The organism is Brevibacillus sp. AY1 (genome assembly GCF_029870785.1).
Lineage (GTDB): Bacteria > Bacillota > Bacilli > Brevibacillales > Brevibacillaceae > Brevibacillus > Brevibacillus invocatus.
The window spans coordinates 217,157-243,652 of the sequence record NZ_JAFLPN010000002.1; the positions used below are offsets into that span (position 1 = coordinate 217,157).

The 26,496-nt window shown below is 51.0% G+C and carries 23 protein-coding genes, 1 pseudogene and 2 riboswitches; of the genes and pseudogenes, 17 read left to right on the plus strand and 7 right to left on the minus strand.

The features are described from left to right. Position 1 precedes the first annotated feature (1 nt). The 3 genes from JZI27_RS04500 to JZI27_RS04510 all read right to left on the minus strand — a co-directional run bounded on the left by JZI27_RS04500 (position 2) and on the right by JZI27_RS04510 (position 3,463). Positions 2–1,279 carry a glutamate-5-semialdehyde dehydrogenase gene (locus JZI27_RS04500; RefSeq protein WP_412850168.1) on the minus strand — a complete coding sequence of 426 codons (1,278 nt, stop codon included), beginning with the start codon at positions 1,277–1,279 and terminating at the stop codon, positions 2–4. A gap of 52 nt (positions 1,280–1,331) precedes the next feature. Then, positions 1,332–2,429: a glutamate 5-kinase gene (gene proB, locus JZI27_RS04505; RefSeq protein WP_280206901.1), complete on the minus strand. Its 1,098-nt coding sequence runs from the start codon at positions 2,427–2,429 to the stop codon at positions 1,332–1,334. A 362-nt stretch (positions 2,430–2,791) separates the two neighbouring features. Further along, a complete protein-coding gene (locus tag JZI27_RS04510; RefSeq protein ID WP_122908840.1) occupies positions 2,792–3,463 on the minus strand; it encodes a DL-endopeptidase inhibitor IseA family protein in 672 nt (223 codons plus the stop codon). A gap of 189 nt (positions 3,464–3,652) precedes the next feature. On the opposite strand from JZI27_RS04510, the gene JZI27_RS04515 reads away from it, so the two are divergent. The 11 genes and pseudogenes from JZI27_RS04515 (at position 3,653) to JZI27_RS04565 (ending at position 17,292) form a co-directional block, all read left to right on the plus strand. After that, positions 3,653–4,066 carry a hypothetical protein gene (locus JZI27_RS04515; RefSeq protein ID WP_122908841.1) on the plus strand — a complete coding sequence of 138 codons (414 nt, stop codon included), beginning with the start codon at positions 3,653–3,655 and terminating at the stop codon, positions 4,064–4,066. A gap of 136 nt (positions 4,067–4,202) precedes the next feature. Continuing rightward, positions 4,203–4,928 carry an ABC transporter ATP-binding protein gene (locus JZI27_RS04520; RefSeq protein WP_122908842.1) on the plus strand — a complete coding sequence of 242 codons (726 nt, stop codon included), beginning with the start codon at positions 4,203–4,205 and terminating at the stop codon, positions 4,926–4,928. Continuing rightward, entirely contained in the window at positions 4,921–6,585 is a 1,665-nt protein-coding gene (locus JZI27_RS04525) for a putative ABC transporter permease subunit (RefSeq protein ID WP_280206902.1), read from the plus strand. The genes JZI27_RS04520 and JZI27_RS04525 overlap by 8 nt, the downstream gene beginning before the upstream one ends. A 244-nt stretch (positions 6,586–6,829) precedes the next feature. Further along, positions 6,830–7,948, plus strand: a complete 1,119-nt coding sequence (locus tag JZI27_RS04530; protein WP_280206903.1) for an S-layer homology domain-containing protein — start codon at positions 6,830–6,832, stop codon at positions 7,946–7,948. Positions 7,949–8,310: 362 nt separating this feature from the next. Further along, complete coding sequence (locus tag JZI27_RS04535) at positions 8,311–10,719, plus strand: 3-hydroxyacyl-CoA dehydrogenase/enoyl-CoA hydratase family protein (RefSeq protein ID WP_280206904.1); 2,409 nt, start codon at positions 8,311–8,313, stop codon at positions 10,717–10,719. A 12-nt stretch (positions 10,720–10,731) separates the two neighbouring features. Further along, entirely contained in the window at positions 10,732–11,910 is a 1,179-nt protein-coding gene (locus JZI27_RS04540) for an acetyl-CoA C-acetyltransferase (protein WP_122908846.1), read from the plus strand. 30 nt (positions 11,911–11,940) lie between these two features. Further along, a complete protein-coding gene (locus tag JZI27_RS04545; RefSeq protein WP_280206905.1) occupies positions 11,941–13,719 on the plus strand; it encodes an acyl-CoA dehydrogenase family protein in 1,779 nt (592 codons plus the stop codon). Between the two features lie 102 nt (positions 13,720–13,821). Continuing rightward, the gene (locus JZI27_RS04550; RefSeq protein WP_122908848.1) at positions 13,822–15,339 is read left to right on the plus strand and encodes a methyl-accepting chemotaxis protein; all 1,518 of its coding nucleotides are present in this window, start codon (positions 13,822–13,824) and stop codon (positions 15,337–15,339) included. A 199-nt stretch (positions 15,340–15,538) separates the two neighbouring features. After that, positions 15,539–16,248: pseudogene (locus JZI27_RS04555) on the plus strand (spore germination protein); the annotation flags it as partial. Positions 16,249–16,422: 174 nt separating this feature from the next. Further along, positions 16,423–16,764, plus strand: coding sequence for a Ger(x)C family spore germination protein (locus tag JZI27_RS04560; protein ID WP_280206906.1), 342 nt, complete (start codon positions 16,423–16,425; stop codon positions 16,762–16,764). A 48-nt stretch (positions 16,765–16,812) separates the two neighbouring features. Beyond that, a complete protein-coding gene (locus JZI27_RS04565) occupies positions 16,813–17,292 on the plus strand; it encodes a Ger(x)C family spore germination C-terminal domain-containing protein (RefSeq protein ID WP_280206907.1) in 480 nt (159 codons plus the stop codon). Between the two features lie 50 nt (positions 17,293–17,342). On the opposite strand, the gene JZI27_RS04570 is transcribed toward JZI27_RS04565, so the two are convergent. From JZI27_RS04570 to JZI27_RS04585, 4 genes are read right to left on the minus strand one after another with little or no spacing between them, the layout of a single operon-like run. Continuing rightward, positions 17,343–17,855, minus strand: a complete 513-nt coding sequence (locus tag JZI27_RS04570) for a 1,2-dihydroxy-3-keto-5-methylthiopentene dioxygenase (RefSeq protein ID WP_122908849.1) — start codon at positions 17,853–17,855, stop codon at positions 17,343–17,345. 18 nt (positions 17,856–17,873) lie between these two features. Beyond that, positions 17,874–18,527: a methylthioribulose 1-phosphate dehydratase gene (locus JZI27_RS04575; protein WP_280206908.1), complete on the minus strand. Its 654-nt coding sequence runs from the start codon at positions 18,525–18,527 to the stop codon at positions 17,874–17,876. Positions 18,528–18,530: 3 nt separating this feature from the next. Next, positions 18,531–19,208 carry a 2-hydroxy-3-keto-5-methylthiopentenyl-1-phosphate phosphatase gene (locus JZI27_RS04580; RefSeq protein ID WP_280206909.1) on the minus strand — a complete coding sequence of 226 codons (678 nt, stop codon included), beginning with the start codon at positions 19,206–19,208 and terminating at the stop codon, positions 18,531–18,533. Continuing rightward, complete coding sequence (locus JZI27_RS04585; protein WP_280206910.1) at positions 19,205–20,419, minus strand: 2,3-diketo-5-methylthiopentyl-1-phosphate enolase; 1,215 nt, start codon at positions 20,417–20,419, stop codon at positions 19,205–19,207. The genes JZI27_RS04580 and JZI27_RS04585 overlap by 4 nt, the downstream gene beginning before the upstream one ends. 175 nt (positions 20,420–20,594) lie before the next feature. Beyond that, positions 20,595–20,700, minus strand: a riboswitch (SAM riboswitch). Positions 20,701–20,853: 153 nt separating this feature from the next. Here JZI27_RS04585 and JZI27_RS04590 point away from each other — a divergent pair. The 6 genes from JZI27_RS04590 to JZI27_RS04615 all read left to right on the plus strand — a co-directional run bounded on the left by JZI27_RS04590 (position 20,854) and on the right by JZI27_RS04615 (position 26,383). Then, positions 20,854–21,387, plus strand: coding sequence for a sigma-70 family RNA polymerase sigma factor (locus JZI27_RS04590; RefSeq protein ID WP_245996753.1), 534 nt, complete (start codon positions 20,854–20,856; stop codon positions 21,385–21,387). Beyond that, positions 21,368–22,549, plus strand: a complete 1,182-nt coding sequence (locus JZI27_RS04595; protein ID WP_280206911.1) for an anti-sigma factor — start codon at positions 21,368–21,370, stop codon at positions 22,547–22,549. The genes JZI27_RS04590 and JZI27_RS04595 overlap by 20 nt, the downstream gene beginning before the upstream one ends. A 91-nt stretch (positions 22,550–22,640) precedes the next feature. Next, positions 22,641–22,786: riboswitch (SAM riboswitch) on the plus strand. Between the two features lie 160 nt (positions 22,787–22,946). Beyond that, positions 22,947–24,176: an S-methyl-5-thioribose kinase gene (gene mtnK, locus JZI27_RS04600; protein ID WP_122908854.1), complete on the plus strand. Its 1,230-nt coding sequence runs from the start codon at positions 22,947–22,949 to the stop codon at positions 24,174–24,176. After that, positions 24,173–25,213, plus strand: a complete 1,041-nt coding sequence (gene mtnA, locus JZI27_RS04605) for an S-methyl-5-thioribose-1-phosphate isomerase (protein ID WP_280206912.1) — start codon at positions 24,173–24,175, stop codon at positions 25,211–25,213. Before mtnK ends, mtnA begins: the two co-directional genes overlap by 4 nt. 82 nt (positions 25,214–25,295) lie before the next feature. Beyond that, the gene (locus tag JZI27_RS04610) at positions 25,296–25,748 is read left to right on the plus strand and encodes an OsmC family protein (RefSeq protein WP_245996754.1); all 453 of its coding nucleotides are present in this window, start codon (positions 25,296–25,298) and stop codon (positions 25,746–25,748) included. Between the two features lie 68 nt (positions 25,749–25,816). Continuing rightward, positions 25,817–26,383 (plus strand): GNAT family N-acetyltransferase, encoded by a 567-nt coding sequence (locus JZI27_RS04615; RefSeq protein WP_280206913.1) that lies wholly within the window; start codon positions 25,817–25,819, stop codon positions 26,381–26,383. The last annotated feature ends 113 nt before the right edge of the window (positions 26,384–26,496 follow it).

Genomic DNA, 26,496 nt, shown 5'->3' on the forward strand with positions numbered 1-26,496 from the left:
ACTATCGGATCTGCCCAGTGCCGCGTACGACGTATTTGTAAGAGGTGAGGGCAGGCAAGCCCATTGGTCCGCGAGCATGCAGCTTTTGCGTGCTGATGCCGATCTCGGCGCCAAAGCCGAATTCTCCGCCATCCGTAAAACGAGTGGAGGCATTATGGTAGACGGTAGTCGCATCTACAGTGGTGAGGAAGCGTTGTGCGGCTGCTTGGTCCTCTGTCACGATCGCTTCAGAGTGTCCGGTGCTGTGAAGCGAGATATGCTCCAGTGCATCCTCCAGCGTATCGACGGTACGTACCGCGATAATCAAGGTAGAGTATTCCGTATCCCAATCCTCTTCTGTGGCTTGCAGCAGAGAGGCGCTTAACGATGGATGAAGCTTTCTTGTGACGTCGCATGCACGAACCTCTACTCCTGCTTCGATCAGACGCTGCAAGAGCTCCAGCTGGCAGGAGGCAGGCCATTCACGGTGGAGGAGCAAGGTTTCTGCGGCGTTGCAGACTGCTGGTCTGCTCGTTTTGGCATTCAATACGATGGCCTCTGCCATTGCATAATCCGCTGTTTTCTCCACAAAGATGTGGCAGTTGCCGACGCCCGTTTCCAATACAGGAACACTGGAGGTTTTCAGCACACGAGAGATCAGGCCAGCACCGCCGCGTGGAATGATCACATCGACCAGCCCGTTGGCTGTACACAGCATGTCTACAGATTCGTGTTCGGCAAAAGGCAGGTATTGAACAGCTTCAGGAGAAAGACCTGTAGCCGTCAGGGCATCGCGCATGCTTTTGACCAGGGCCAGGTTGCTGTTTACTGCACTGTGGCTGCCGCGCAGGACGATGGCGTTGCCGGTTTTCAGGGCGATGGCAGCAGCATCGATAGTCACATTGGGGCGTGCTTCATACACCATGCCAATCACGCCGAGTGGTACGCGAATCTGTTCCATCACCAATCCATTCGAAAGGGTCCAGCGACTCATCGATTGACCGACTGGGTCTTCGAGAGCGACCAGTTGTTTCAAGCTTTCCACCAGATCGAGTACACGTCCGGTGGTCAAGCGAAGGCGGTCCAAATAAGAGGCGGGCTGTCCGTCTGCTTCGGCTTTGGCCAGATCCCGTTCATTTGCCTCCAGGATCACTTTCTCATCCGCGAGGAGTTGTTCACCGAGCGCCGTCAATGCCTTGTCTTTATCCTCCCGTGTCAAGAGCGCCATTTTGCGGGACGCTTGCTTCGCCAATCTTAACTGCTCCTGCAGTTGTTGCTTCCAGTTCCCCATAATCTCCATCTCCTTTTCTCTCTATAAAATGTAGGCAAATAACTTGCCATGCCTGTTGAAGCTAGATGGTCTGTGTCCATTGATCGCGATGTATGACAGTACCGCTGCGTCGCGTTGCTTTGGTGCCAAGCGAATCTGTCAGATCTTCGGCAGCAAAGCGGCTGACACCTCGACCGATTAATTCACCCTCGCAGTACACCTCAATGACCTCTCCTTGATTAAAAGTCCCGTTTACATCGCGCACACCCGCCAAAAGGAGGCTGCGTCTCTGTTCCAGGATGGCTTCGGCTGCACCTTGGTCGATCGTAATCGAGCCACGGGTAGGGGAGTGCAGGGCGATCCACTGCTTGCGGGTAGGTAAACCGCTGAGAGAGGGTGCTTCCGGACTGTAGTTGACGTAAGTGCCATTTCCATCTCCCGTCAGGACTTCAAGCAGATCGGAGGATTGATCCAATTTTCCGATAAAGCTGGGAATGCCCAATCCTTGTGCGGTTCTGGCTGCGATCAGCTTGGAGCGCATGCCGCCCGTTCCCAGCTGGGAAGCACCGCCAGCCAGATTTTCTATTTCTTCTGTCACTTCTGGCAGCCAGGCGATTCGTTGGGCGTCGGAATTGTAGCGAGGATCCTTGTCGTACAACCCGTTGGTGTCGGTCAGGATCATGTACAAATCGGCGTGTACCAGGCCAGCCACCAGTGCTCCCAGCATGTCATTGTCGCCAAAAGTCAGCTCTGCTACGGACACGGTGTCGTTTTCGTTAATGATCGGCAAGATGTTTTTATCGAGTAAAAGCGACAAGGTTTGAAAGGCGTGCTGATAACGCTCCCGATGGGAAAAGTCACTTCTGGTGAGCAGAATTTGTGCTACGCTGCATTGATGTGCGCCGAACAGTTGCGTATAGGTTTGCATCAGGAGACTCTGCCCAATGGCTGCTGCTGCTTGCTTTGCGGCTAGTGTGCGCGGTCTTTGTTTATAGCCCAGTTTTTGATAACCGCTGGCTACTGCACCAGACGAGACGAGCACGACCTGATGGCCCGCATCCCGCAGCTGACTGACAGCCGAGACGAGGAGCGACATTTTTTGAGGATCTACACCTCCTGAGGATGCCGCCAACGAACTGCTGCCCACCTTTACAACCAACCGCATTTTCCCTTTCTTCATTGCTGTACCCCCTGATTCCAGTGAAAAAATAAATATAAAAAGCCCTCTCGTCTCTTTGATAAGGACGAAAGGGCGTTGATGACCTCCGCGGTACCACCTTACTTGACGTTATGCACGAGAAGCTTTTGCTTCAGGCGGTAACGTCCGGCTCTCTTTCTTGGATAACAGGTGAAAGAAACCTGTCCAGGTCATCCCTGGATGCTCTGGGGTGGGTTCAAACTGATTCGAAGGACGAAACCTCTCAGCCAATGGATTTCGCTCTCTGGACCTGAAGGGCAGTTTTACTGTTCCCCGTCATAGCTCATTCGGTATGCTTATTAATACATAATTATTCGCTTGGTCTCACATAAATGTCAAGCGGATTATTGAAATTGGTCATTTCCATAGGTACCCATACGCGATTTGATCTCGTAGCGCTTCGTTTTGTCGTCGCGCATTAACTGGTAGCGAAGCGTTCGATCCGAGGAGAAGGCCGGGTCTGTCACATTTTGGACAGAGACGCGAATTTCACTGTTCAGTTTTTCCACTGCGGTATTCCGGACGGATATCAACACTGGATAATCGACGTTTGGAATAGCGACGTACAGCTTATTCTTGATCTGCTTGGTGGAAAGGTTGTCATAGAGGGCCTCAGACAATGATCTGCTCCAGAACTTGGAGAAATAGGCGATCACTTTGTCCTTGCTGTCAAAGCGTTTGGGCAGTTCAAGGTAGGTGATTCCATCTTCGTGAGCGGTTTTTCCTTTCGTATGGTCGATTGCGGCGTAGTAGACATCCTCCACGACGTGTTCGGCCCGGTTCAGGAAAATGACGATGTTCATTTTGCTGTCATCCAGCTTTTGAATGGCGACACTTCGAGCAGGACGTTTCTGTTTGGTTGCTTTGCTTTGGGTCTTCGCCGTTTTTTCATTCTTTTTGCTTTGACTTGTAGCTGTTTTTTCGTTCTTTTTGCCTTGACTGGTATTAGAAGCATTGCAACCGGTCACCAGAATAGACAGCAACAGCAAATAGATCCAACCGTGCTTCATTTTCATACCTGCACACCTCTTTGGAGATTTTCCCTTAGCGTGTGTGGGATTCATAGGGAATAGACATGTAACATTTTCCCTGACCACTCCGTAAATCGAGTGAAAAAAGGAAACAGGATGGGGGTTGTCTACTACTCTGAATATGTCTATCATGGAGAGAGCTATGCAGACCGAAATAATAGAGGTGGAAAATATATGTTTGGATTTGGAAAAAAGGCTAAGAAGCTGGAAGGCACCGATATCTTGATTATCAAGACCAGTGAAGCAAAAAACCGCCATTTTTATATGGTTGCTTTCCCCAGCATGTTCGCCAATGACATTGTCTCTATGTTGAAAAAATTGGAAAAATCAAAGCTGAACAAAAAAGAAATTTTGGGGGAAATCGGTGGGTTTCACATCGTGACCCATCTGGAAGCCTTGACGAGCTACGAAGTATTTGAAGAGAACGATATGGAAGCGCAGCCTGTACTGATTCAGGATTTTGCCAGCATCCTCCTGCGCCGCTTGGAAGCGATTGATGAAAACGGAGATGGAGACGATTCCGATCTGGCTTTCATCATGGGCGAGCTGACTATGCTTCGCGACGGAAGCTACGTACCGCAAAATTAAATACGGATTCTAGTAAAAAAAGAGAGCTGGGTGCGATGATCCGGCTCTTCTTCCTTATGCTGGAAACCTTTTGATACATGGATTCGTATGAATAGGGAAAGTGTCTGGAAATACTCTTGTGGACAGGAGTGAGCATATGATAGAGCTGAATGGAGTCAGCAAAAGCTACAATGGTACTTACAAGGCAGTCGATCATCTTGATTTGACTGTACCAAAAGGTGAAATATTCGGTTTCCTCGGTCCCAACGGAGCAGGGAAGACGACAACGATAAAAATGATAACAGGCATCATCAAGCCCGACGCAGGTCAGATTCGCATCAACGGAAAAGAGATCGGCGTCGACACGATTGAAGCGAAAAAACAGTTTGGTTATGTACCGGACAGTCCCGACTTGTTTTTACGGCTGAAAGGCTTGGAATACGTCAGCTTCATGGCAGATATATACGGTGTGGAGCAGGAGGTTCGCAACAGCCGCATACACAGTCTTGCCAAGCGATTTGACATGCTGGACGCACTCGGCGATACGATACAGAGCTACTCTCACGGGATGAGGCAAAAGATCGTCATTATGGGTGTGCTCGTGCATCATCCAGAGGTGTGGATTCTCGATGAGCCGCTGACAGGACTGGATCCGAAGTCCTCCTATACGTTGAAAGAAATGATGCGGGAGCACGCAGACAGCGGCAGAAGCGTATTTTTTTCAACACATGTTCTGGAAGTAGCTGAGAAGCTGTGTGACCGAGTCGCGATCATCAACAAGGGGAAAATCCTCTTTTGTGGAACATTTCCGCAGATGCAGGAGCATTTCCAGTCTCACGAATCTCTGGAAAGCCTGTTCCTGGAGCTGACCAAGCATGAATAACATCTGGCTTTTGACCAAAATCATGCTGAAAAACGCAGGCCCGCTATGGAAGAGCAAAAAGGGAAGCGGCTGGAAAAGCATCCTGCTGCTCGTCGCTATTCTCGTTGGAATGATGCCCATGGTCATCAGCGGAGCCTGGTTCCTGTCCGGATTGTACGATGGATTGGCGATGATCGGCCAAGAAAGTGCCCTGCTTGGGTTAGGTCTGGCACTGGTATCATTCACTATTTTTGTACTCGGCATTGTCTATGTCCTCACGGTATTTTACTACTCACAGGATGTAGAGCATTTTTTGCCGTTGCCCTTGGCACCCCGAGAAATACTCGGAGCCAATTTCCTGGTCGCTCTCATTTATGAATACCTGACAGAGTTGATCTTGTTAGGACCATTGCTGATTGTTTTTGGGATAAAAAGCGGTGCAGGGCTAGTTTTCTACCTGTATTCGATCCTTCTATTTCTGGTCGTCCCGATCGTGCCCTTGGTGCTTGCGTCACTGCTGGTTATGCTGTTCATGCGCTATACCAACATCGGCAAGAAAAAGGACCGTTTCCGTCTGATCGGTGGGATCATAGGCCTTGGCGCTGCGCTTGGCTTCCAGTTTTTCGTACAACGGCAAAGAGGCTCGATGGAAGACGTGGAGAAGCTCCAGCAACAGATTTTGTCAGGCGACAACGTCCTGCTTAATCTCGCGACGCAGCTGTTCCCGACCAGCAAGCTTGCTGTGTTTGCACTGGTCAACAGTGGCTACTTGGCTGGCTTGGGCTACCTGCTGGCGTTTATTTTGACTACAGGAGCAGCAGTTCTCCTCTTTTTGTTTGCCGGGGATCGTCTCTATTTCGCTGGTGTGATGGGGGTCAGTGAGTCGGCATCCAAGCGGAAAAAAGTAGGGGGACAGGATTTTGCCAAGCTGGCCAAGGTGCGCTCTCCCTGGTGGTCCTATGCGCTCAAGGAGTGGCGAATGCTGTGGCGAACGCCAGCTTATATGCTCAACTGCTTGCTGCCCAGCTTGATCATGCCGGTTTTTGTCCTGATTCCACTGTTCGGTATCCAGGAGAGAGGTGAACTGATCACAGCCTTGAGCGGATGGATCGAAGGAATGGGAGGCTTAAGCCTGGCGATCTTTTTCGCAGGCAGCTTGTTTATAGCTGGAATGAACAGCGCATCTGCTACGGCTATCACGAGGGATGGTCAGGGATTTTTTCTGAACAAGACCTTTCCCATTTCGTTTATCCAGCTGCTTATGGGTAAACTGCTGCCTGGTGTGATGATGAGCTTCATTAGTATTCTGTTTCTTCTGGTCGCAGCTGCTTGGTTCTTGAATATCTCACCCATGTTCCTATTGATTTGTCTCTTGGTTGCTCTTCCAGGAGTGGTTCTGATCAATGTATTGGGTATCCTGATCGATATCCATATGCCAAAGCTTGCCTGGACCTCGGAGCAAGAAGCCGTCAAGCAAAACCTCAATCCGCTATTCGCCATCCTGGTCGCGCTATTGACGGCAGGGATAACGGTAGTTCTGGTATTTTTGACCCAGAGTCAAGGCTCGTTATTATCTGTGGCGGTCATGCTTTTTATCGTCTTTTCCGGCCTGGACTTTCTGCTATATCGGGTTTTGGTTAAAAAGGGTCCGGGTTGGATCGAAAAAATAGAAAATTAGCTATGCGACAACTGTCCTAGGTCTATAGGGCAGTTTCTTTGTTTTCACCTGTTTTTACCTTTACAGATTGGCAATTAATTGGTATTTTGTTTGACGAACGTATTATTCAATTTATTCCTATCTGCATAAGGATAACCTCGGAATATACGACCTACATACCAGTGGCGTTCAGACATAAAGGAAAAATCTTTGCCGTATACTGAAATGTTTAAAAATGGGTGATAGAGGAAAGGAGAACAATACGATGTTTTTCAAGCGCATTCTGTTCTGTTTTCTGATGGTGCTGCTGGTTGCGCAAAGCGCTTTTACAGGCAGCGCTTCAGCACAAAGCTCGTTTAACGATACACGTGGACACTGGGCGCAAGACGATATTGAGTATTTGGCGAGCTTGGGAATCATTAAGGGGAATGGCAGTCAGTTCCACCCGGACAAACCGATTTCTCGTGGGGAAGCGATTGCGATGCTGAACCGGGTATTCGAATCGGTGTATGGTCCCATCGCCAAGCCTGAGCGGAAAAACAACCTGGACTACCGCTATGGACCGCGTTGGGAGATCGAGCAGCTTTTAACCAATCTGCGCGCCATGTACCGCGTAGAAACAAACGGCGTCAGCGATTACGATCCAGGCGATCGGATGCTCTACTATTTGTTTTTGGCGGATAGCGGCAAGCTGATGCGCAAGCAAGAGAAGGACAATCCGGATTGGTGGCTTTCTGCTACGGCTCTGCAGCGCCCGCTTACTCGCGAAGAAGCGAGCATGGTGCTCTTCCATATGATGGCACCGCAAAAATTCCGCGGCATCAATATTAAGCCGGAAGATGCGAAGTCGTATTTCACCAGCTTTTATGAGTGGAAGCAAGATAGCTACTATCGAGACACGTACTCTCCCTATGCGACAGGGATTAACGAGTTCGGTCTGTTTGGAAAATCTGACGTGTTCGATCCTTATGCGGTGATGACACGTGCGCAGTATGCTGTAGTTCTGACCAGACTTCATAACTACTATGAGCGCGATGTCGTCCAATCGTTCACAGGGCTCAACAACACCCGTCAGGTAAAAGCGGCGAACGTTTTTCTGCGTGCAGCAAGTCTTGCCTACGAGAACAATAATCAGGCAGCAGTGTCCAAGTATTTTGAACCCTCTGTTTTGAAAAAATGGTCCAGCTTCCCATTCATACCCAAGCACACGGAGCACGTTTCGTTTACAGCGAAGCTCGATGAAAGCAACAACAAGAATTTGCTCGTCTTGGGACAGTACAAGGACAATGCGAATGGATTCTACCAGATTGAATACGTGTTTGCAGCGGATGAATACAGTCCATTTGGACGCAAGCTGATCAACATTATCTACACAGCAAAATAACGGTTCAGGTAAAATCGGGCATTCGCACAAGAGTGCCCGTTTTCATTTGCGGGCATCAGTTTGTTCAAGTCTGTTTTCGTGATAGGTAGCACGTTTTTTATATTGCAAGAGACAGAATTTTCGATTACAATGACAACTGAACGCTGATTCAGTTTGTGGAAGCGAACATCTCACGGCTTGATAGCCGCATGTGGGATGTCATTTTTTCCCCACAAAATGAATGAGTATTCATTCAACAAAACGAGATGAATGACATGACAGAACCGCTGTATAAAAAGTATAATTAATATGAAAAACGTCTCTTTTCAGAAAATTTCTATTGTTAAAACGCAGCTCATATCATTACGGAGGAGGATTTGGAGATGGAACGCAAAATTCGCAAAGCCGCTGTTCTCGGTTCTGGCGTGATGGGAGCCGGGATTGCCGCACATCTGGCAAACGTGGGGATTCCCGTCTGTTTGCTCGATATCGTACCGCGTGAACTGACAGAAGAGGAGAGCAAAAAAGGCCTTTCTTTAGCAGATGCTGCCGTCCGCAATCGGATTGCACAGGCTGGAAAGGATCGCTTGCTAAAGGAAAAGCCTGCTCCTCTTTATGATAAGCAAAATATCGAGCGGATTACTGTGGGCAACTTCGAAGACCACCTTTCTCTGCTCGCGGATGCGGACTGGATTATCGAAGTCGTGGTGGAGAATCTGGCGATCAAGCAAAAGGTATTCGCCATGATCGAAGAAGTTCGCAAGCCCGGTACGATTGTTTCTTCCAATACATCCGGAGTTTCCATCAATGAAATGAGTGAAGGAAGGTCTGAAGAGTTCCGGAAGCATTTCCTCGGAACGCATTTCTTCAATCCACCTCGCTATCTGAAGCTGCTGGAGATTATTCCGGGCAATGATACGGACCCCGCGATTGTCGATTTTATGATGCATTTTGGTGAGCATGTACTGGGCAAAGGCACCGTACTTTGCAAAGACACGCCCAACTTTATCGCCAACCGGATCGGTACATACGGCTTGCAGGTCTCGATCCAGGAGATGGTGAAGGCAGGGTTGGGAGTCGATGAAGTCGATGCGCTTACCGGACCTGTGATCGGCCGGCCAAAGAGCGCGACCTTCCGCACCCTGGACGTCGTGGGACTGGATACGTACGTGCATGTCGCCAACAACGTCAAAAACAAGAGCGCAGACGAAGTGGAAAGAGCCGTATTTGAAGTGCCGGAGTTCGTCCTGCAAATGGTTGAGAAGCGCTGGATCGGACAGAAGGCGGGTCAAGGCTTTTTCAAGCAAATCAAAACCCCGCAGGGTAAAGAAATTCATGCTCTCGATACAGCGACAATGGAGTATCGTCCAAGCGTGAAGGCGAAGTTCGCTTCCCTGGATGCAGCCAAGACGGCGAAGTCCCTGCCTGAGAAGCTGAAGACCCTCGCGTACGGCAAGGACAAGGGAAGCCAGTTCGTCTGGAACGTGTTCAAAAAGGTTCTCTTGTATTCGGCGGACAAGGCATACGAGATCGCAGACGATATCGTGGCAGTCGATCAGGCCATGAAATGGGGCTTTGGCTGGGAGCTCGGTCCTTTTGAGACATGGGATGCGATTGGCGTAGAAAAGTCGGTAGCACGCATGCGAGAAGAGGGAGAAACCATTCCTGCGCTCGTAGAAGAGCTGCTGGCGAGCGGAAAAACGTCCTTCTATCAAAAACAGGAGGGACGTATCTCGGTTTTCTCGATTGGCGGTGCATACAAGGATGTGGAGAGCAAGAAGGAGAAGATCAACCTCGCTGCGCTCAAGGAACAAGGCAAGCTGATCAAGAAAAACGCAGGAGCGGCTCTCATCGATCTCGGCGATGGCGTAGCTTGCCTGGAGTTTACTTCTCCCAACAACGCGCTTGGCTTGGACGTTTTGCAAATGGCCAACTTCGCAGCCGAAGAAGTGCAGAAAAATTACTTGGGACTCGTCATCGGCAACCAGGGCAAAAACTTCTGCGTGGGTATGAATCTGGCGATGGCCTTGATGGAGGCGCAAGACGAGAACTGGATCGAGCTAGACATGCTGGTAACGAATTTCCACAAAGCTGCACGCGCACTGCGTTTCTTGCACCGTCCAGTCGTTGCCGCACCTTTTGGCATGACGCTGGGCGGCGGGGTAGAGGTCGTCTATCTGGCTGACCGCGTACAGGCATCTGCGGAAACGTATTTGGGTCTTGTGGAAGTAGGCGTAGGGCTGCTGCCTGGTGGCGGCGGTACGAAGGAACTTCTGTTCCGCGCAATGGAAAATGTGCCACAGGGTGGTACGGTACCAGTCGATCCATTCCCGTTTGTAGCGCGCGCTTTTGAAACGATTGCGATGGCGAAGGTTTCGACAAGCGGACAGGAAGCAATTAATCTGGGCTATCTGCGCCCGACTGACCGCATCAGTGTCAATCCGGATCACCTGCTCTACGACGCCAAGCAGCTCGTATTGGAAATGGACCGGGAAGGCTATACGCCTCCTACACCACGCAAGGTTCGCGTCATTGGGGATACAGGCTACGCTACCTTGCGCCAGAACATTTACGCGATGAAGAAAAGCGGATATATCAGCGATCACGATGAGCTGATCGCAAGCAAAGTCGCCTATGTCTTGTCCGGTGGCAACCTGCCGGCAGGTACAGAAGTGACGGAAACGTACATTTTGGAGTTGGAGAAGCAAGCCTTCCTGGAGCTGATCAAGACTCCGAAATCGCAGCAACGGATGCAGCACATGCTGACTAAAAACAAGCCATTGCGCAACTAGGGGGGTATAAAAATGAGAGAAGCAGTGATTGTCGCAGGTGCCCGTACTGCTATCGGCAGAGCGAAAAAAGGGAGCTTGAAGGAAGTTCATCCAGTCGATATGGGAGCTGAGGTCATCCGTGAGCTGTTGCGTAGGGTTCCACAATTGGATCCAGCCGATATCGAGGACGTCATTATCGGGAATGCCGTACCGGAAGCCGAACAGGGGATGAATTTTGCCCGGCTGATCGGTTTGCGGGCTGGATTGCCAACGAATGTTTCAGGAATCACGATCAATCGTTTTTGCTCTTCGGGGTTGCAAACAATCGCTTACGGAGCTCAACAAATCATGGTGGGCGGCGCTGATGTCATTATCGCTGGTGGAGTCGAGAGCATGAGCCTGCTGCCGATGACCGGTCATAAGGTCGCGCTCAACCCGACACTGGTGGAGACCTTGCCCGAAGCCTATATGGGGATGGGCCATACGGCAGAGGAAGTGGCGAATCGTTACAATGTCACTCGCGAAGACCAGGACGCATTTGCCCTGATCAGCCACCAGCGTGCAGCTGCAGCGATTGCAGGCGGCAAGTTCCAGGATGAGATCGTGCCGATCACTGTGAAGCAGCACTCCTTTGATCAAAATGGCAAGCTGGTCGTCAAAGAGCGAGTGTTCAACACGGATGAAGGACCTCGTCCAGACAGTACGCCAGAAGGCCTTGCCAAGCTAAAGCCGGTCTTCAACGTCAAAGGCAGCGTCACGGCAGGAAACTCCTCGCAAACGAGTGACGGCGCGGCTGCCGTGCTGATCATGTCAGCGGATAAAGCGGCAGAGCTCGGTGTCGAGCCGATTGCGAAGTTCCGCTCCTTCACTGTCGGCGGGGTAGACCCGGATGTCATGGGGATCGGTCCGGTAGTGGCGATCCCGAAGGCCCTCAAAATGGCCGGCTTGACCATTGACGATGTCGATCTGTTCGAGCTGAATGAAGCGTTCGCTTCCCAGGCAGTGGCGGTTATTCGCGAGCTGGGTCTCGATCAGGAAAAGGTCAACGTCAACGGCGGAGCCATTGCGTTGGGGCATCCGCTGGGCTGCACGGGTGCCCGTCTGACCGTTTCGCTTTTGAATGAGATGAAGCGTCGCGGCAGCAAAATCGGTGTCGTCACGATGTGTATCGGCGGCGGCATGGGAGCAGCAGGCGTGTTTGAGATGATCTAAAACAATCCAATTGCAAGGAGAGGGATAGATATGGGAGATACAAAAGAATTGATCCGCGGTGGTAGCTTTTTGATTGATGCAGGCTCAGCTGAAGATGTGTTTGTGCCGGAGGATTATACCGATGAGCAAAAGATGATTGCGAAAACAACGGAAGAGTTCGTGGTCAACGAAGTATGTCCGCACCTGGAAGAAATCGAAAATCACCAGTTCGATATCTCCGTTCGCCTGTTGAAGGAAGCGGGAGAGCTGGGATTGTTGGCTGGAGACGTTCCAGAGAAGTACGACGGTTTGGGACTGGATAAGGTAAGCACCGCACTCGTCACGGAGAAATTCGCTCTGTCGCGTGGCTTCGCGCTCAGCTTTGGCGCCCACGTCGGGATCGGTTCTTTGCCCATTGTCTATTTCGGAAATGACGAGCAGAAACGCCGTTACCTGCCAGATCTGGCGTTCGGCAAACGACTGGCTGCATACTGCCTGACTGAGCCTGGCTCCGGCTCTGACGCGCTGGGCGCGAAGACGACAGCGGTACTGTCCGAGGATGGGAAGCACTACATCCTCAATGGGGAGAAGCAATGGATTACCAATGCAGGCTTCGCAGATGTGTTCGTCGTCTACGCGAAGATTGATGGCGAGAAATTTACCGCGTTTATCGTCGAGCGCACCTTCCCGGGTGTATCGTTCGGACCGGAAGAGAAGAAAATGGGGATCAAGGGCTCCTCGACTCGCACCGTGATTTTGCAGGATGTACCAGTACCGGTAGAAAACCTGCTTGGTGAGCCGGGCAGAGGCCATGTGATTGCCTTCAACATCCTCAATGTAGGTCGTTACAAGCTGGCAGTAGGAGCAGTTGGGTCCGCTAAGCGCGCCTTGGAGATTGCCACTACGTACGCAAAAGAGCGCAAGCAATTCAAGACGCCGATCGCAAACTTTACCTTGATCAAAAACAAGCTGGCAAACATGGCAATCAAGACTTATGCTGCCGAAAGCTCGGTATACCGCACAGTCGGCCTGTTCGATGTCGCCCTCAACAGCTTGGGTGACAAGGCAGATGAAGGTCCAGAGATCGCCAAGGCCATTGCGGACTACGCGATTGAATGCTCGATTAACAAGGTGTTCGCAACGGAAGTGCTCGACTATTGTGTAGACGAAGGTGTGCAAATCCATGGAGGATACGGATTCATGTCCGAGTACGAGATCGAAAATATGTACCGCGACTCCCGGATCAACCGCATTTTTGAAGGAACCAATGAAATCAACCGCTTGCTGATTCCAGACACACTGGTGAAGAAAGCGATGAAAGGCGAGCTGCCATTGCTGCAAGCAGCAGCCAGTCTCCAGGAAGAGCTGATGAGCTACTATCCGGAAGAGATCGAAGACGCGCCATTGGCAGCAGAGAAGCACCTGATCGACATGACTCGCAAGATCATTCTGATGGTGGCAGGATCCGCACTGATGAAGTATCAGCAAGCGATTTCCAAAGAGCAGGAGCTGCTGGCGTTCGCAGCGGATATGCTGATCGAGCTGTACGCAATGGACAGCATCGTGAAACGGACGGAAAAAGCAATAGCTGCCAACGGTTTGGAGAACGAGCAGCAAAAGCTGGATCTGACTACCGTATATGTACAGGAAGCATTCGACCGCGTGGAAGGGTGGGCGAAGGAAGCACTGGCAGCGATGGAGGAAGGGGACGATTTGCGCTTGCGCCTGTCGATCCTGAAAAAGCTGACGCGCCGTACACCGGTCAACACCGTTCATCTGAAGCGTACCATTGCAGATCGCGTCATCGAGGCAGACGGATACGTACTGTAAAAACAACAGGATAAGAGTCATCAAGGAGCTGGGGAAAGGATCTCAGTTCCTTTTTTCCGAGTCTTGAAAGCGTTCAATTCCTTATATAGAGGAGAGGTTAGTGTGCTTGACTCGACGGTGATGCTGGAAAACAGAAGAAATGTAAGTCGGCAGTTAATGACGATCAGTGGTGCTGGAATCACGCTGCTCTACGGATTGAGCTTTGTTCTGTGGTGGCAAGGTTATTTGTCTATCTCTGTATCGAATCTCATACTTGCTACGCTCTTATCCTATGTTTTGTACGGATTAAGCTGCGCCCTGTACCTGGTTCCCGGGCTGCGGGCATGGTTTCACTATGTATTTCCGTTGGAGATGTACTTGACTGTAGCGATTGGCATAACAGCCTACGGAGCACCGATTGCCGCTTTTGCAGCATGGTTGTTTCCTGTCATCTATGCGGGCATGTACGCAAAGCGCGGGTCCATGCTGCTTACCTCGATTCTGGTGCTGATCACAGCCCCTGTCGTTTCCTATTGGGTTCACCAGGAACAGTGGAGTACCGTCCTGCAGGATGTCTTGATCGCACTATTGGTCTTGTTGGTGGTGATCCTGCGAATGCTCTCCATGGTCAATCGATCGAGGGCCGTTTTGATGCAAACCGTGGATGAAGTGAAGAAAAATCAGGAACTGGAGAAAGACAATCAGCTGTTGATTCAGGAGGTGGCTGTGACTGCGCAGGAGATCAGTCGTGTCGTGGATACACTGGTCGAGGCAACGGCACACATCCGGGAAGCCATGACCCAAATCACCAGAGGCGCCGACGAAATGACAGCTGCCAGCCAGGAATCGCTGCATTTGCTCATCAACAACCAACACGGGGTAGAGCAGCAGGCAAACCGTTCTGTTCAGATCGGTCAGGCGATCATACGAGCAGTCGGACTCGGAGAAGAAACGCGTGGACAAGCCATGTCCGGGGAGCAGATCGTTCTTCACATGGGGGAGGTCATGCAGACGATCGAAAGAAAGTCGAACGATTCGACCCAGTTGGTCGGCAACCTCTCGAAACGTACGAACGAGATCGAGGAGATGAACAATACGATTGCAGGCATCGCCAAGCATATTACGGTGGTTGCGATCAACGCATCGATTGAGGCAGCGAGGGCAGGAACGGCTGGAAGAACGTTCACGATTGTGGCGAATCAGGTACAAGAGCTGGCAAGTCAAACTTCAGAAGCGGTGAAGGCGATAGGTGATCTTGCCCATAATATTCGTTGCGACCTCGAGATGGTGACATCAAACATGGGGGAGAGCGCCCAGGTTGTCGATACTGGCGTCCGGGTAGCAGACGAGGCGAGAGGAAAGCTGCTGGGGATCAGCCAGGCTTCCTTGCAGATTCACACGCTTCTGGAGCAAATCATGGGACACACGCAAAAGCAACAGCAGGAAGCTGACGAAGTCGTGCGGGGAATTACTCGCTTGCGCCAAAAAACCGACGACGACGTGGCGCACATCGAAGAAACTGCCGCATCGACGGAAGAAACGACCGCTGTGATGGAGGAATTTACCCAGCACGTAGACAAGCTGAGAGAACGGTCTCATGTGTTGCAGCAGATGCTTCAGAGGTTGCAGCAGAGAGAATAAGTCAAATCACTCTCCGATTTTTCAGTGTGTGGGGAAAGCAAGGTATCAGGCGAAAAAGAGCAGGGGAATCTCCTCTGCTCTTTTTCGCTTGCTATTTCATGAATAGATTTCAAAGTTTCCACCAACGCTAACAAAACAAAATACATAAAGAGGGCAGGAGCTCCAAGAGATGAGAATAAGAGGATGGATGAGAAGGAAGAAGGCATCTGTCTCTGATTTTCACACTGTAAATGAAAAAATACTCCTAGGAAGCAGCGTGATCTTTGTAGAGGGGCGTCATGAGGCTTATGTCCTAGATACGAATGGGTGGCCTCAGCGTGCAATAGAGGATCCGAAGCTGGAGGCATCGTTAAAGGGTGGACGTCAAGCATTTATTGAAACGGGCATACAGAACATTGCCCTGATTCGACTGCCTCTCATTTGTTGCAAGGCAGGTTCGTCATTATTTTAGATCGATCACCAAACGTATTGATAGGACCCATCACCTTTATTTCTTTTTTTCATTCCGTGGACGATTACAGTACACGATGGCTGGTAGCTTCTTTTATCCGGCTGCTGCGCTGTTTGGCTTTGCTGGTCGCGACCTTTCTCCCAGCTCTCTATATTGCCTTGATTTCCTACAACGATGAACTGATTCCGCTCGATTTGATTTTAACGGTGGGGGAATCGCGAGAAAGGGTACCTTTTCCACCTTTGATCGAAGCGATGATCATGGAATTGACTTTGGAAATGCTCAGAGAAGCGGGGATTCGCCTGCCGTCGCCTATTGGTCAAACGGTTGGCATTGTAGGCGGTATTGTGATTGGACAGGCTGTCGTGCAAGCAGGGATTGTCAGCAATATTATGGTGATCGTGGTGGCATTCACAGCGATTTCGTCGTTCATTTTTCCCAACTATGACATGTCGGCAGAATTTTACTGCTACTGCTTGTAGCGGCATCCTGGCTGTATACGCCATCCTTTCTTGACCTGAAAAAATGACGCAGATGTGGAACCAGGCCGGACTGATCTTTGGATATGTGCTTCCTCTTGTAATTGCTGGGCCGATTTGGTTATGGCATAAATCAGCCAGGGGGCGAAGGGCATGAGTGCATGTGTGAGAATTCTGCTAGTGGCGATTTTGGCCACTACGTGCTTGTCGGGCTGCATGGATCGAATCGATTTGGAGGATGCCACCATTACGCTTATGGCTGGTTTGGACCTGAATGAAAAAAACGAACTGTTGTTTTATCTATCTAGTCCCGTGTTCAGCAAAGAGGCAAAGGATAAGTCAGAGGAATTCGGCGTCAAAGCAGATTCCTTTCGGCAAGCTCGTATGGATTTGGACGAGATGGTAACAGGTGTCACGCTATCAGGAAAATTCAGGTATTTGTTCTTGGAAAACGCTTATTGCAGCATCCAGAGTGGTTCCAATTACTGGATGTAATGTTTCGTGATGCACGTTTCACGGTCAATGCAAGGATCGTCGTATTCGATGGGCCAGATGAAGAAAAAGGGTAATGTTGTAAAAGTAATGGGAACCGCCCTCATAAACGGAAAAGAGACTTACGCAACACTTGTCGAACCTCAAGATACGATTCTTTTGCAAATGCTGCTTCACGGAAAACAAGGAGAAATTTCGCTCAGTATCCCGGTTCAAGATCATCAAGATAAAGGGAGCATCGTAAAAAGTCGGATCAGTTATTACGTGAAAGATGTATCGAATAAAGTAGAGACCTCGTATGAGAAAGGGCGCTTTCGTTTTGGCGTACGCCAGAAGCTGAAAATATCGATATCGGAGCGGATGTTTCCCTATAATGTGGAAAAGGATTACAAGAAGCTGGAGAAGGCGATCGAGGAAGAATTGCATAAATATTACACGCAGCTGATCAAGAAATGCCAGAAAGCGAATGCAGATGCCTCCGTGCATGTGATTCCAGAGGTGTCGATCAAGGGCAATGGTGTGATTAAATAAGGATAGAAAAGGCGCCCTGGCAAGCAAATAGAACCAGGGCGCCTTTGTTATTAATAGATTGCTTCCCAGCCAGCAGGAGTGACGAAGAGGCGGATCGCTTTGATTTTGCGGTCAGACATCAACGTGAAATAGTGACGGAAGTTGGGCGGTACGGAGATTAGATCGCCCGGCTCCAATTCTACGTCGAAGTAGCGGCCGTCATCGCCTTTGATCGCGAAAATACCGTGTCCATCGACGCAAAAACGGCATTCGTCGTCCGTATGATGATGCTCGGCTTTGAATTTGACCAGCAGCTCATCCAGGTTGGGATTGCTGTCTGAGAGGACGATGATGTCTGCAGTCAGGTAACCGCGGCGCTTGCTGATGTCATCGATCTCCGGTTTGAAGGCATCCAGGATTTGTTGTTTTTCTTCATCAGTCGGGCTGTAGTTGTCGCGCAGATTCGGAGCAAGACGATCTACACCCCAGTGTTCGTAAATAATGCCTTGCGTGCTGAGGAACTCATTGACTGCATCAGCGCTGCTGATGTACTCGTTGTTGTCATGAAAACGAACTTGTGCCATGCTTGAAAACCTCCTTGGTTAGTTGGGTGTAGTGGACACGGCCGCTTGGCGTAGCTGGAGCCAGCGAGCGTGGTACTCAAACAGGAATTCAAAAGCCTCGAGGTGACGCTTCGCCTCGAAATCGTTGCCGCCCCACGCGTAAATCCCGTGATTGCGGATCAAGACTCCCGGCACTTCTGGAGTGATCACTTTTTCGATCGCAATAGCCAAGGTTGGAATATCCGCATAGTTCTCGACGATCGGAATGGTGATCCGTGAATTCTCTTCCCAGATCCCCAGGCCCTTGATCAGCTCCTGACCCTGGATGGAAAAGGCGCGATGTCCAAAATACAGCTCGGAGATCAGGTTGTTCCATACGGTATGAACATGGAAGCAAGCGCCAGCCTGAGCGAATTTTTTATAGACAACAGCATGGATCAAGGTTTCTGCAGATGGTTTCAGCGCTGTTGCATCTACAGGTCGGGAGTCTTGATCCACGATGAGGTAATCTTCTGGTGAAAGCTTGGTTTTGTCCTTGCCGCTCGCGGTCACTGCGAATTGCAGCGGTGAGTCGGCGATCTTGATGGAAAGATTGCCGCTGGTGCCCGGGAACCAGTCACGACGGGCAAACGTCATTTTGACATCGTCCAGGCGGCGAAAGGCGTCCAAACGCTGCTCCAAAGTTGCTGTCATGGCTTAGCAGACCTCCTGTTGGTGTTTCAAATCCTTTAGTATGTCGACCACGTCGTGGAAGGTGGTGAATGTGCGATGGGGCAATTGCAGCTCCTCTGATTTTTGCGCCAGCAGAGAACGAGCGATGACAAAGTCAGCAATTTGTGCACCAGCCAGATCTGTAATGGAATCGCCAATGACAACACGGAAGTAGTCCGCTGAGTCATAGCGGCGAATGATGGTGGTCTTGCACATGCCGCAGCCGCCGTTGCTGCAGTGTTCATCACAATGATGCGGCCAAGTGATCGCAATGCGTTCGTCTGAAAAATCGCTACCATTGCAATACAGCGGCACTTCAGACAGATCAAAGGGTGCCAGGATCGGCTCGACGAAAAAGTCGATGCCGCCACTGGTGATCAACCACTCTACACCTTCTTCCCGGCAGTAACGGACAAAATCTGCAAAGCCAGGACGAATAGATGCCTCAGCGAGAATAAAGTCGATGATCTCCTGACGCTTGGAGGAAGGGATCAGTTGAAAGAGCTGACCCACTCCGGATTGAATCGAGATTTTCTGGGTAAGAATTTGTTCAATCAGCACTTCGCACTCAGGCGGCGCAAATTTGCGCACGATCGATACGATGTTATCCTTTTCTGTGATGGTGCCGTCGAAGTCGCAGAACAGAACGAGCTTTTTACTCATCGACCGCCACCCCACTTTTCCAACGCAATCGCCAGCTCAGAAGACTGTGCGGCTGCTTCTTCCAACGTACGGCCAGCGGTCACGGCTTCGATCGCGGCGACGAAAGCTTTTGCGCCAGCGGTCGCTCCTCCCGGATGGCCGTGAATGCCTCCGCCCGCATTGACGATTTGATCCAGACCAAAGTCAGCGAACAGCTGCGGTACGAGTCCGGGGTGAATCCCTGCCGATGGCACCGGGAAGGAACGGCGGACCCCTTCGAGTGGATCAGTCAAATGCCGGGCAAGCTGCAAGGCTTCTTTCTTGTCCAAAGCCACATTTCCGTATGGTGAAGGGAACAGGACGAGATCTGCACCGGCGATGCGCATCAGGGTACCCAGCAAAAGCGGCGTAGCAATTCCGTAATCAGGAGATGGATAGTACGCGCCAGCCAATGCAGGGTGAGCCATGATCGGGACCTGGACATCCGGATCTGCTGCCAGTCGATGCAAAGCATCAAAGCCAAATGCGAGAACGTTGAAGAGCAGGCAATCCGCACCAGCTTCCACAGCTCGTTTGGCCTTTTCGTTCAGCTCATGTACGGGCCCGGTCAGGTTGGCAGCGTAGAGGACTGGTTTGCCCGTCTCAGCTTCTGTCTCGATCGCGATTTGCTTGAAAGCCTTGATCCGGTTCAGGAATGGAGCACGGTCATCAGCAAAAAAGATCTCATCGTCTTTGACCAGATCGACGCCACCCAGCGCTTGCGCCCGGAACTGTGTCTTCAAATCGTCAAAGGGCAATCCCAGACAAGATTTGAAAATGCTCATGAGCAGAGGGCGGTTTTGAGCATCAAGTCGACCGCGCAGACCGTCGATGCCAAACTTGGGGCCGGGAAAAGCGCCAAGCATGGAGTCTGGCAGGCTAATATTCATCAATTTGATTTTTCCGTCCATCGACAGCTTGCCAAAAATGCCAGTCAGCAAAGAAGGAATGTCTGGTGTAAAGTTGCGAATGGGGTAGCTGACGGTAATCAAGCCACGCTGATCTCCGTTTTCGAGTGTCTCCAAAACCTCAGCACCGACTGCTTCGCCCAGATAAGGCTTCAATGTTTCTTTTTTTGCTGCAGGCAGATCAGTCCAGGAACCGACCGTCATACCAACTGCGATGGCTTCTGCTTTTTTATTTAGATTCTGGGCTTGGGTCAAATACGTAACAAGGATGCGCTGCTCACTCATAGCCAGGAATAAGCCTCCTTTTTTTATCGTGTTTGATTCAGATGCACATGCATGCGTTAACTAAAAAACCTCCCCTATGAGTGGGGAGGCGGATGTCGTCTTTATGAACGCTTTGTCGTCGCCTCTCATCTCTCGGGTCAGCAGTCACGACAGCGAGGAAATCCATCTGTCCTGACTCTTATCCGTTGGAATTAGCACCGTTTCGCTCTCTATTGCATGATAGAAGAGCGCCGGTTGCCGGGCATCATAGGGCCAGTCCCTCAGCCAGCTCGCGATAAGAGTGTATGTTGTTCATACGCCATGAGCGTATGCGATACCCCCATAATATGACGATCTCCTACGGGAGTCAATCTTTGTTTTTGCTCCAATATGCACTTTGGGCAAGGAAATGAAAAGCGAGTGAAACCTTTTTTGCCTGCTTTGCGTGGTATTGGATGAAAGGGTGTGAAGACGTTGGGAAAGTAGGCTTGGAAGACGTGTACCGGATGCACGTAAATGATATCTACCGCTATCTTTTCCGACTCACACGGGATGCGCGGCAGGCAGAGGATCTGACGCAGGAAACGTTTTTTCGCGCTTTTCTATCGCTGGACGACTACCACGGGGAAAAGGTGCGGCCCTGGCTGTTCAAGGTGGCATACCACGCGTTCGTGGACTGGCATCGCAAGCAGTCCAGCCGCCCTTTGCAATACATGGAGCAGCTGCCGGAAAGAGAGGATCAGTTGGCTACAGACCCGGCACAAGCCCTCGTCTCGCAGGAAATGTGGGCGAGTGCCCAGATTCATCTGGAGCTGCTTCCCGAACGGCAAAGACAAGTGATCCTGTTGTTTGCCATGCAATTTAGCTACGCGGAAATCGCCGAGGTGCTGGGGATTAGCCTGGCAGATGTGAAACGTTCACTGTTTAGGGGAAGACAAAAGATGCGCAAGTTGTGGAGGGAAAAGGCGGATGACGAACAAGGAGTTTGACAAAAGGGACGCTCGGCTGCTTGCCTATTTGCGCGGTGAGCTGACGGACGAGGATAAGGAGAGGCTGCAAGAAGAATTGGCAGAGGACGAGGCGTTCGCTGCGAAGCTGGAACACCTGCTGCTCGGGGAGGAAAAGGAGCCGGAGCAGCCGGCGCAAATCAGTCTTCCTGAGGAAAAGCAGAGCAGGATTCTACGCCGGGGAAAATGGAGAATGCGCTTGGGAAATTCAGCATTCACGCTGGGAATCGCGTTTCTGGCAGGCGTCCTGCTATTTGCAGTCAATACCTGGATCGGCACGAGCATGTACGATGAGCTGTTACGGGTGACGAGAAGCATGGTCAACTTTACGCAGCCGGGTATTACTGCGGGGAGCAGCGGTTCGCAGATCGGCCTGTTGTACGGGAATATAGAGATGGAGCTGCGTGAACAAGTGGGGGCGGATCAGAAAAATGCAGGGAAGATCGAGAGCACCAACCTCCTGTGGCTGGTCAGCGCTCAGCCAAAATGGCCGAATGGCGTCAGAGATGTCAAATTGTTTTTCCGTTTTCCATCTGAGGCCATGACGCCAGAAGAGACCGAATACCTGCGGACTCCAGCGTGGAAGGCGATGGAAAAACTGCCGGAGGGTACAGTCTCCCAGCTGGCCATCTCCTTTGACCGCTTGCTTACTTACGAGGAGTATTACAGCCTGATCTCTCGCCATGTGCCAGACTACGAGCAGGAAACGGTATGGTTAGCTGTGGATACAGGAGAAGAGCTGAAACAGGCAGACCGAGGTGAGGGCAATGTGATTCTCTCGGCAGGAGAAATCTGGGGATTTTCTGAACGGAGTTTGGACTACGGAAATGCTCCTATACAAGTAAATGCTGAGGGCAATCGAAGAACAGCGGCGTACGTGGCGGAGATGAAGTATTTGGCGGAGCAGGAGCGTCTGAGCCGTGCTGTCGGCAGAGGACTAATGTGGGGTCAGCCAAATATCCAAGAGCGCTATCAGTACCTGCAGGAGAATGGGGTAGGCATCTACGGCGCGGTGATAACAGGACCGACTAAGGAACTGCTCAAGCTGAAGGAGGAAACTTCTATCACGGCTGCTTTTCTGGGTCAAGTAGACTGGTGGAACTGGGAGCGTCCCGCTGCTTCTGGCACGCAGAATAGTTGGTAGAGCATAGGCGCACATTCGAGCTAAAAAGGTGTTGACATAGTCAATAGCGTGGTTGTATGATTCAAACTAATCAAAATTGCATACGTTGGATACCTTATCCAGAGAAGGTGGAGGGACTGGCCCGATGATACCCGGCAACCGACATGACGCGTGATTTGGTCGTTACTGCGACTGAAGAAAAAGCGACGTGCACGGTGCTAATTCCTGCAGAAACAAAAGTGGTCTGGAAGATAAGGGGGAGACGGGCACGTTTTCATCTACGTGTACGATTACGACCTCTTTTCTTCGAGAAAAGAGGTTTTTTTGCATGGGCTATTCCGTTTGATCGCAAGACTGGGTAATAGAACCAGTCGGCTTATGATATACGATAAATTGCTTAGAGGGGAGAAATAAAATCATGGCATATCGCGCGCTGACAGAACAAGAGGCGGTACAGTATGTGAAGGAAATACCTGGTCTATTTTCGAAGGGAGCAGAGTTGTCCAGTCGAGAGATCGGCGATGGAAACCTGAATCTGGTGTTCGATATTCGCGAGGATGCGACGGGCAAAAGCGTCATTGTGAAGCAGGCATTGCCGTACGCACGGGTGGTTGGAGAGTCATGGCCGCTGACCTTGGACCGCGCGCGGATTGAGAGTGAAGCACTGCAAATCCAGTACAAACTGGTTCCGGAGCTGGTGCCGCAGGTGTATCACTTTGATTCCGAGCTGGCTTTGACGGTCATGGAGAACGTCGGAGACCATGTCATCATGCGAAAAGGCTTGATTGAAGGCAATCGCTATCCTCTCTTTGCAAAGCAGATCGGCAAATTTTTAGCGCACACCCTGTTCTACACCTCGGACCTGGGGGCGCATCCATATGAGAAAAAGGCTCTTGTCGGAAGATTCATCAATCCAGAATTGTGCAAAATTACGGAAGATCTTGTCTTTACAGACCCGTACGAAAATGCTCCAACCAACAACTTTAACCCGCTGATTCGCCGTGAAGTGGAAGCGATCTGGCACAACAAGCCGCTCAAGCTGGAGATCGCCAAGCTGAAATATGATTTCCTGACACGTGCAGAGGCGCTGCTGCATGGCGATCTGCATACAGGCAGCATTTTTATTACAAAAACCAGTCTGAAAGCGATTGATCCGGAATTCGCCTACTATGGTCCACTCGGCTTTGATATCGGAGCGGTGATTGCCAATCTTCTGCTCAACTACGCAGGTCAGCACGGCTTGCAGAAAGATCAAGGAGAAAGGGAGTCGTACCGCGAATATCTACTGGAAACGGTAGAAGATGTCTGGAACGAATTCGTTTCGCAGTTCGTTCAGCTGTGGCACAAGCATGCAAAAGAGCGCAGCGCCCATGTGGAAGGTCTGTGGGAGAGCTACGTCAAGCGCTTGATCCAGGATGCAGCTGGCTATGCGGGCTGCAAGGTGCTGCGACGCGTGATCGGACTTGCCGGCGTGGCAGACCTGAATGAAATTGCGGATGAGAAGGTGCGAGCAGAAGCGGAACGCCTGGCACTCGCCATCGGAGAGGCACTGATTCTGGAGCGCGGCAACGTCGGCGAATCGACCGATATCACGGACATTGTCCGTACCGTGTCAGCAAGATTTTATCAGGAGGCAGCGACAGTATGACAACGAGTACACAACTAACGCCAGTCAAGTGGGAAGGCGATGCGCTCATTCTGCTGGACCAGACGAAATTGCCCGTAGAAACAATCTACCTGGAATTGACCACTTCTGAAGAGGTGTGGGCATCGATCCGCCACCTACAGGTAAGAGGAGCACCGGCGATCGGCATGGCTGCAGCTTATGGACTGTATCTGGGAATCCGCAACAGCGAGGCTACCACGTTTGAGGCTTTCTGGTCTGATGTTAGCAAACAGGCGGAATATCTGGGCAGCTCCCGTCCTACGGCAGTGAACCTTTTCTGGGCGATTGACCGCATCAAGGCGCGCGTCCAGCAGAATGCCGACAAGTCTGTCGCGGAACTGAAAGCAGCCGTCCTGGACGAAGCGTTGGCGATTCAAAAAGAAGACGCAGAGGTCTGCCGGACAATTGGTGAGCATTTGCTTACTTTATTGGAAGACGGGATGGGGATTCTCACACACTGTAATCCCGGGGCATTGGCGACTGCGGCCTATGGTACAGCGACTGCGCCCCTCTATTTGGCAAAGGAGCGAGGCTGGGATTTGAAGGTATACGCGGACGAAACTCGTCCTGTTTTGCAGGGTGCTCGTCTGACCGCTTTTGAATTGCAGCAAGCTGGCATCGATGTAACCCTGATCTGTGACAACATGGCGGCCATGGTGATGTCCCAAGGCAAGGTGCAAGCTGTGATCGTCGGTACGGATCGCGTGGCAGCCAATGGCGACGTAGCCAACAAGATCGGTACCTACGGCGTAGCGGTACTGGCGAAGGCGCACGGCATTCCCTTTTACGTTGCAGCCCCGCTTTCTTCCATCGACCTGGAGACCCCTACCGGAGCAGATATTCCGATCGAGGAACGTCCGGGAGAGGAGATCACGCACGGTTTGGGCAAACAGGTGGCACCGGACGATATCAAGGTCTACAACCCTGCGTTCGATGTGACACCAGCACCGTACATTACCGCGATCGTGACCGAGACAGGAATCTACAAACCGGAAGAGATCGGAAAAAGCAAATCCTAACTGACAGCCTGCGTCCACCAGCCATAGAGGTGGGCGCTTTTTCATATAGGGCAATATGGAAAGGAAAAGGGGTGCAGATGCAATGACAGCAGAGAAAAAACGTATGAGTGTAAAGGCGGAATGGTTGGGAAAGCGGAAATTCCAAGCGAAGGGACCGAGTGGCTATCCCGTTCTGATGGATGCAGGTCCAGCGTATGGTGGTGAGAGTGGAGGAAACAGTCCACTTGAGCTGGTGCTTGTCGGTCTGACAGGCTGTATCGGCATAGGTGTGACGCAGCTGCTGGAAAAGATGCGTCAGCCTTTGGAATCCCTCGAAATCGTGGCGGATGGCATTCGTGAAGTGGAGGTGCCCCATGCGATTACAGAAGTCGATCTTATCTTTCATGTAAAGGGAGAGCTCTCACCGTCTCGCATCTGGCAGGCAGTAAAGCTGGAAACAGAGCGGTATTGTCCGGTGGCGGCTTCCCTCACAGCTGTCATTACCCCTCATGTCATTCTAAACGGTATCGAGACTCCCATTCCCGAGGAGGAATAGAGACAAATTCACTCTCAGAGGAAAAAGTGTGCTTGAAAGAATGTACATAGAAATAGGGAGGGATTTGGATGAGAGTAATACCGTTGTCAGAAGAATCGTATCTCAAACAGCTGGAGCCTTCCGATGCACAGGAAATGTTCTGGCTGACCGATACCAACCGCCAGTATTTGCGCGAATGGCTGCCCTGGCTGGACTACACGAGAACAGTGGAGGATACAGCCGGCTTTATCCAGATGACGATCAACCAGCACAACAATAATCAGGGTACGCATTACGGGATCTGGTATATAGGAAGACTCGCTGGAACGCTGGGCGTGCACAATCTGGACTGGATAAACAGAAAAACATCGCTGGGCTACTGGCTCGGAGCCCAATTTCAAGGGCATGGTTTGATGACCCAGGCGGTGGTTTCGTATATGGATCAGCTGGTTTTTGGTTCCTGGGGAATGGAAAAGCTGACGATTCAAGCGGCAACTGAAAATGGTAAAAGCAGGGCGATTCCAGAGCGTCTGGGTTTTCAGCTGGAAGGAGTTCTGCGCAGAAACGAATTCCTCTACGACCATTTCGTCGACCACGCCGTGTACAGTATGCTGCGCTCGGAGTGGGAAGAATTCCGCTCAAGTAAAATGGATTGACAAGGAAAATTCAGTAAATTACGATGAGGAAAGCGGTAAAAGGGGTTGCGATTACGCATCCCCTTTTTCGATGTCACTCTTCCCTGATGGTGCCTCGACAGAGGATTATTTCC

Coding starts and splice junctions, on each gene's coding strand:
- JZI27_RS04580 (WP_280206909.1), bottom strand. CDS start 19,208: ATGAGTAAAAAGCTCGTTCTGTTCTGCGACTTCGACGGCACCATCACA.
- JZI27_RS04500 (WP_412850168.1), bottom strand. CDS start 1,279: ATGGAGATTATGGGGAACTGGAAGCAACAACTGCAGGAGCAGTTAAGA.
- JZI27_RS04545 (WP_280206905.1), top strand. CDS start 11,941: ATGGGAGATACAAAAGAATTGATCCGCGGTGGTAGCTTTTTGATTGAT.
- JZI27_RS04535 (WP_280206904.1), top strand. CDS start 8,311: ATGGAACGCAAAATTCGCAAAGCCGCTGTTCTCGGTTCTGGCGTGATG.
- JZI27_RS04585 (WP_280206910.1), bottom strand. CDS start 20,419: ATGAGTGAGCAGCGCATCCTTGTTACGTATTTGACCCAAGCCCAGAAT.
- JZI27_RS04530 (WP_280206903.1), top strand. CDS start 6,830: ATGTTTTTCAAGCGCATTCTGTTCTGTTTTCTGATGGTGCTGCTGGTT.
- JZI27_RS04575 (WP_280206908.1), bottom strand. CDS start 18,527: ATGACAGCAACTTTGGAGCAGCGTTTGGACGCCTTTCGCCGCCTGGAC.
- JZI27_RS04525 (WP_280206902.1), top strand. CDS start 4,921: ATGAATAACATCTGGCTTTTGACCAAAATCATGCTGAAAAACGCAGGC.
- JZI27_RS04565 (WP_280206907.1), top strand. CDS start 16,813: ATGGGCCAGATGAAGAAAAAGGGTAATGTTGTAAAAGTAATGGGAACC.
- JZI27_RS04515 (WP_122908841.1), top strand. CDS start 3,653: ATGTTTGGATTTGGAAAAAAGGCTAAGAAGCTGGAAGGCACCGATATC.
- JZI27_RS04510 (WP_122908840.1), bottom strand. CDS start 3,463: ATGAAAATGAAGCACGGTTGGATCTATTTGCTGTTGCTGTCTATTCTG.
- mtnA (WP_280206912.1), top strand. CDS start 24,173: ATGACAACGAGTACACAACTAACGCCAGTCAAGTGGGAAGGCGATGCG.
- mtnK (WP_122908854.1), top strand. CDS start 22,947: ATGGCATATCGCGCGCTGACAGAACAAGAGGCGGTACAGTATGTGAAG.
- JZI27_RS04610 (WP_245996754.1), top strand. CDS start 25,296: ATGACAGCAGAGAAAAAACGTATGAGTGTAAAGGCGGAATGGTTGGGA.
- JZI27_RS04560 (WP_280206906.1), top strand. CDS start 16,423: ATGAGTGCATGTGTGAGAATTCTGCTAGTGGCGATTTTGGCCACTACG.
- proB (WP_280206901.1), bottom strand. CDS start 2,429: ATGAAGAAAGGGAAAATGCGGTTGGTTGTAAAGGTGGGCAGCAGTTCG.
- JZI27_RS04615 (WP_280206913.1), top strand. CDS start 25,817: ATGAGAGTAATACCGTTGTCAGAAGAATCGTATCTCAAACAGCTGGAG.
- JZI27_RS04540 (WP_122908846.1), top strand. CDS start 10,732: ATGAGAGAAGCAGTGATTGTCGCAGGTGCCCGTACTGCTATCGGCAGA.
- JZI27_RS04590 (WP_245996753.1), top strand. CDS start 20,854: ATGAAAGGGTGTGAAGACGTTGGGAAAGTAGGCTTGGAAGACGTGTAC.
- JZI27_RS04570 (WP_122908849.1), bottom strand. CDS start 17,855: ATGGCACAAGTTCGTTTTCATGACAACAACGAGTACATCAGCAGCGCT.
- JZI27_RS04520 (WP_122908842.1), top strand. CDS start 4,203: ATGATAGAGCTGAATGGAGTCAGCAAAAGCTACAATGGTACTTACAAG.
- JZI27_RS04595 (WP_280206911.1), top strand. CDS start 21,368: ATGACGAACAAGGAGTTTGACAAAAGGGACGCTCGGCTGCTTGCCTAT.